We start from the raw sequence: 5,375 nt of genomic DNA, 5'->3' as shown, positions 1-5,375 counted from the left end.
ATCGAAGTGGCCAGCCTGTCTTCGCTGACCGGATCGGTGGCGACCGTAAGGCCGGTGGTTTCATGGTTGTTGAAACGAATGGAGCGGTCGGCAAACCGAAGAATTTGGATGTTCTTGATAGCATCGGTGCCGTCACGACCTAACGTGTCCGCGACGGACCATATGCCAGCTTCGCCAGCAAACGCGCTCCTGTCTGTGATCGTGTAGTCGGCGTAATTGCCGCGAAACACAGCCGTGTTCAAACCTTCGCCGCCATCGAGGTTGTCATTGGCGCCCATGCCCGTCAGCGTGTCAGCGCCGGCACCGCCCGAAAGGGTGTTCATCTCCTTATCGCCCGTGAGCGTGTCGTTGAAGGCCGAACCGACGAGACGGGCGATATAGATCAAGACGTCACCTTTAGCCTCGCCTGTATTGCGCGACGCATCGGTAAGGTCGACCACGACAGCTCTCGTGGCAAGATCATAGTGAGCGTAATCCTCGCTTCGTCCGTTCAGCGTGTCGGCACCTTCGCCTCCATAAAGATGGTCGCCAAGATAACTCGCACCGGAACCGCCACCTGATAGCGTGTCGTCTCCCGCCCCGCCACGCAAAGTATCGGGGATGCCCCCGATACTTCCGTTAAAAGCGTTGTTCTTGCTGTTTCCGATGAATTCTACCGGTCCGCCTGCCGCCCAAAGATTCTCAATCTCCGGGTAATCTTCTAACGAGACAACAGCGTCTCCCGACACATAGATAATGTCTGTGCCGCCACCGGAGGTCTCGATTACATTTTTTGCAAACAAATTGGATACCCAATAGGTATCGTCGCCTGTTCCGCCCTCGAGGGTTGCACTTCCGGTAGATGGGGCATGGATCGTGTCCTTGCCGCCACCGCCCTTTATCCAGGTGCCCGTATCCGCCGTGAGATCGTCATCGTAAGCTGAGCCGATGACCCCTCCAATCGACTGATAGTACTCTCCGGCGGCTTCTCCTTCCTTACCGGATGGGCCTGCCTGCAGACTGACCCTCACCTTCGCGGCCGCGTGTTCGTACGAAACGAAATTAAACCCGCTACCTCCATAGAAGGTGTCAATCCCCTTGCCACCCTCGAGGGTGTCATCGCCGTCACCGCCGTGGAGCGTATTATTGCCATCATCCCCGATGAGCACGTCGTTGTAGGCCGAGCCAAGCAGGCCTTCGATGTTGCCGAAGGTGTCCCCGGCTGCCTTACCGGTGTTCTGATACAAAGGATTGAGACTGACGGTGAGGCCCGCTCCGGCGTTCTCATAGCTGGCATAGTCGATGCTAGTGGTCGGATCGCCCCCGTCGCCATCGCCGTCGAGCACATCTGCCCCAAGACCGCCGACGAGCGTATCGCTGCCATGACCGCCCTTCAGGATATCGTCGCCGTCGCCGCCGAATAGCTGATCCTGGCCACCCTGACCGTAGACCAGGTCGTTGCCGTCCTTGGCGCGAACGATGTCGTTGCCGGCAAGAGCCTGAATGGTTTCGCCACCGTCCGAGCCTTCAAGGCTATCAGCATACTCGGTTGGCGTGGTATTATAGGCCAGCGTCGAGGAGGGGGCTAAATACGTCAGTGCACTGCGTCCGGTCCAACCCATCAATGTGCGAAAATTAGCCATGGTCGCCTCTGCCCTTGCGTGATGCAAAGCAGACGACATGCCATGAGATCGCAGCAATCGCCCCGTACGAACACCCAGGATTAGCCGGCAACATCATCGCAGCGTGCGACGGCGCACAAGTGAGGCTGCCGATTTGTCAGCCTGAATGTATATAGGATAGCCTACAAAGCCTGTATGTCCGCAGATTACAGAAAGGTCCATGCTGCGCCGCCGTGCTAAGCGAAACAGGTACTCCACGATCTCATCATTATCGACGTAATCCATCGCAAATTATGTCAGCGCTCAGCGGCAAATCCAGTCGTGCAGAAGGTAAGGCCTCTTTATGCTGAGGTTTTAGATGCTCTCTTGAGACGCATCGCTAGGAACCAATTTCCTTGATGAGGCAGCATTAAGACTCATCCAATGGACATTGTGTTAGCACTCAACACAGCTCAACTTTGGGAACCATGAGTGGCTAGGAACCGGGTTATAGATTTGAATTAAGCGGCATTAGTGGCAATGGAATTATTCAGATTTGCGATCACCAAGAGCGATCAAAAAGTTGTCTTCAAATCACTTGGATATATACAACCGCCCCATCAAAAGGGAATATAACGCTATTTTATAGCATCAACTTATATTACTACTGTCATCTTAATGTAGTTATGAGGTAAATTCTTTCAAATTGTTGATATATAGTTATTATTATCAGAGAAATAAGTTATATTTTTCTATAAAATAGAGTGCCCAAAATCCGATATACTGAAAGCATGTGACGTTATGATGTACGATTATAATAATAGAGGATATTTAGCTTTGACTTTTGCTTATTATGAACTTGCAGCACATCACCAAGATCGATAATTCTATAGATAATTTTTACCTTCGAGTGGAAAAGCACTACAGCATATTCTCACCGTCTCATTGAATGGACTCCTGCGATGCCGACTCCGTTCCAACTAGTAGAATTGATTGAGGCAATCTATCAGGCTTCAACGGATTCAGAAGCCTGGAATACCGTTGGAACACGTTTGGCGGAACAATTTCAGAGCACAGCCTCTCTCTTCATTCATGATGCAACTTCTCAATCAGTCATTGTAGATATGAGCAGCGGGTTTGAAGAAGAGTATGTATCGAGCTACAAGCAACATTTTGTTTCCATCAATCCTCTCATTCCGGAAACGCTCGCGTTGCCCGATGGCACTGTAGCGAGAATGTTCGAGGCTGTTTCTAAGAGAGAATTGGAGAGGACGGAGTATTTCAATGACTGGCTAAGGCCACAGCGTCTGAAGTATTCAGTTGGCACGTCCCTCGGTCTCGGCGACAACATGTCAATGTTTGTAGCTTTTCACCGGTTCAACGGTGATAGGGACTATAGTGACAGCGAGGTGAGGGCCTTTGCCCAGTTGGTGCCGCACTTTCGTAGAGCTCTTCATATAAACGATAGATTGGGAGCGCAGCACAATCTTGTCGCAGCCCAGTTCAAAGGCTTGGATCAGATGGGAGTTGGGATCCTGCTTCTAAATCGAGATGGTACTTTAGATGATGCCAATATCGAAGGAGAGCATCTTCTCAAGACGCACCGTCTGCTTTCAACGCGCTTTGGACGCATTAGTATTGGCAACCCTGATAAAGACAACGAGCTCAAGCGCGTTTTGAAGAAGGCAATTGATCAGCGTGTGGCACAAACAATCTCTATTGGGTCGAGCGGAGAAGAAGACCTGAACGGCACAATTGTGCCGGTGTCAGGGAGCGGATCCTGGCAAGCTCCCGGGCAGGTCAAAGCACTCCTATTATTCAATCGTCAGCGCACTTCAACACGTCGATCTTCGCAATACCTACAAGACGTCTACCGCCTAACAGGCGCGGAGACACGCCTCCTAGAGGCAATATCAGCTGGGCAGACGCTCAATGAGTACTGTCAGAGCCATCAACTCAGTCGGAATACTGTTAAAACACAGCTCAAATGCCTCTTTGAGAAAACGCAGGTATCACGTCAAGCCGACTTAATACGGATTGTGTGGGGGGCTGACCGCCCCTCGGCTTAAGTGGGCGTTTTCGTCCGACTAAGCTCTTCGTTAGTTTAGATTTTCATCAGCAGACTGCGGCTTCAATAATCAAAGCTGAATCGGTTTGGCTGCACGTCCAAGGTCGCTGCCGCACGTCTGGTCCAGAAGGCTCCAGTTTGGTCACTTGAACCTATGTGTTCATACGGGGACGAAGTTTGGCTCCCATGGCATGCCATCTGCTTTGCATTTCGCAAGGGCAGAGGCTGATCATGGCAAAGTTTCGTAACCTGATGGATTCGTACGTACGACTCCAGATCACTTCGCGCATCATAGAGGGAGACAACAAAAGCAATTTAATCGACGGCGGTCCAGACGATGACATCATCTATGGGCATGGTGGAGATGATATGCTTTACGGACATGGTGGTGCAGACTCGCTTTATGGTGGCGACGGGAATGACTGGCTGTACGGCCATGGAGGAGGTAATCACTTCTGGGGCGGCGCAGGATCAGATTTTATCTCTGGCAGTGGCCACGGGGTAGGCGAACTCAACTTTGCCCATTACGATCAGGCGACGGGCGATATAATCGTCGATCTCAGCACTCCGAGCAACAACACAGGCGAGGCAGCCGGCGACACATTTTCAAACATTGAAGGGCTCGTGGGCTCCGCCTATAATGACACGCTTGTTGGAGATGCGCAGGATAATGACCTTCAAGGGTGGGATGGAAACGACCACTTAGAAGGTAGAAGTGGCATTGATACGCTCCATGGGGCGTTGGGAAATGACACTCTGCTTGGCGGAACGGGTGGCGATAGACTAGAGGGCGAAGGCGGTGACGACCTGCTCTATGGCCAGGAGGATGCCGATAGGCTCTTTGGCCAAGCCGGGAATGACATCCTCAAGGGCGGCCTGGCTAATGACACCCTCGTCGGCGGAGACGGCGCCGATGTATTGGATGGTGATGGCGACGGGGGCGATCCGGCTAGCAGTATCGACTATGCCAGCTATGAGAGGACATCGGCGCCTGTATTCGCTAGCCTAGACGTGCGGTTTGCCAACAAAGGTGAGGCCGCAGGCGACACCTACCACAACATCGAAGGCCTGATCGGCTCAAGCTTCAACGATGTCCTAATTGGTAATGCAGATAACAATACGCTTCGAGGAGGCGCGGGCCTCGATACCCTCATTGGCGGCGGCGGAAATGATACCTACGATGGAGGCGAGGATTGGGCTTTTGTGTCCTACGAGTATTCGACAGCTAGGGTTGTGACGGGCATTGACGTAAGCCAGAACGATATGGAGGGCGATGCTCTCGGAGATACTTACTCTGGTATTGCCGGCATCATTGGGACGAGGTTCAACGACATCCTGACAGCCCATAATACCACCATTCTCAGAGGCGGTGGGGGCGATGATACGCTCATCGCCCGTGGTCGGACGCCAACACTTGAGGGTGAGGCAGGGGAAGACACTCTAATCAGTGGAGCCTACAACGACCGGCTCGATGGCGGCGAAGGTCAGGACACAGCAGTTTATGACGGCAACTATGCCGAGTATAAAATTGTGTCACACCAGAACGGAAGCATTACCGTTGAAGATACTGCACCTGGGACGGTACGACAAACAGATGGCCTGGACACGCTAACGAACATTCGGTTTTTGCAGTTTGCTGATCGCAAGATTGCCCTCACGAACAGCGAGACGACAGGCCTTGCTCTCTCGATCTCTTCAATTGGCGAGGATGCGCTGACCTCCACGCC

3 protein-coding genes are annotated in these 5,375 nt (G+C 52.4%); 2 read left to right on the top strand and 1 reads right to left on the bottom strand.

The genetic code is table 11. The features are described from left to right. The coding region (locus VB618_RS19700) for a calcium-binding protein (protein ID WP_329798452.1) at positions 1-1,622 on the bottom strand (1,622 nt) is incomplete at its 3' end. 920 nt (positions 1,623-2,542) lie between these two features. On the opposite strand from VB618_RS19700, the gene VB618_RS19695 reads away from it, so the two are divergent. Then, the gene (locus VB618_RS19695) at positions 2,543-3,649 is read left to right on the top strand and encodes a helix-turn-helix transcriptional regulator (RefSeq protein ID WP_329798451.1); all 1,107 of its coding nucleotides are present in this window, start codon (positions 2,543-2,545) and stop codon (positions 3,647-3,649) included. 230 nt (positions 3,650-3,879) lie between these two features. After that, on the top strand, positions 3,880-5,375 hold a 1,496-nt coding region (locus VB618_RS19690; RefSeq protein ID WP_329798450.1), incomplete at its 3' end, for a calcium-binding protein.

The sequence above is a fragment of the Microvirga sp. CF3062 genome, from assembly GCF_036314045.1.
In the GTDB taxonomy this organism is placed as follows: domain Bacteria; phylum Pseudomonadota; class Alphaproteobacteria; order Rhizobiales; family Beijerinckiaceae; genus Microvirga.
Note: the sequence above shows the minus strand (reverse complement) of the source record. Positions and strands in the feature narration are given on the sequence as shown.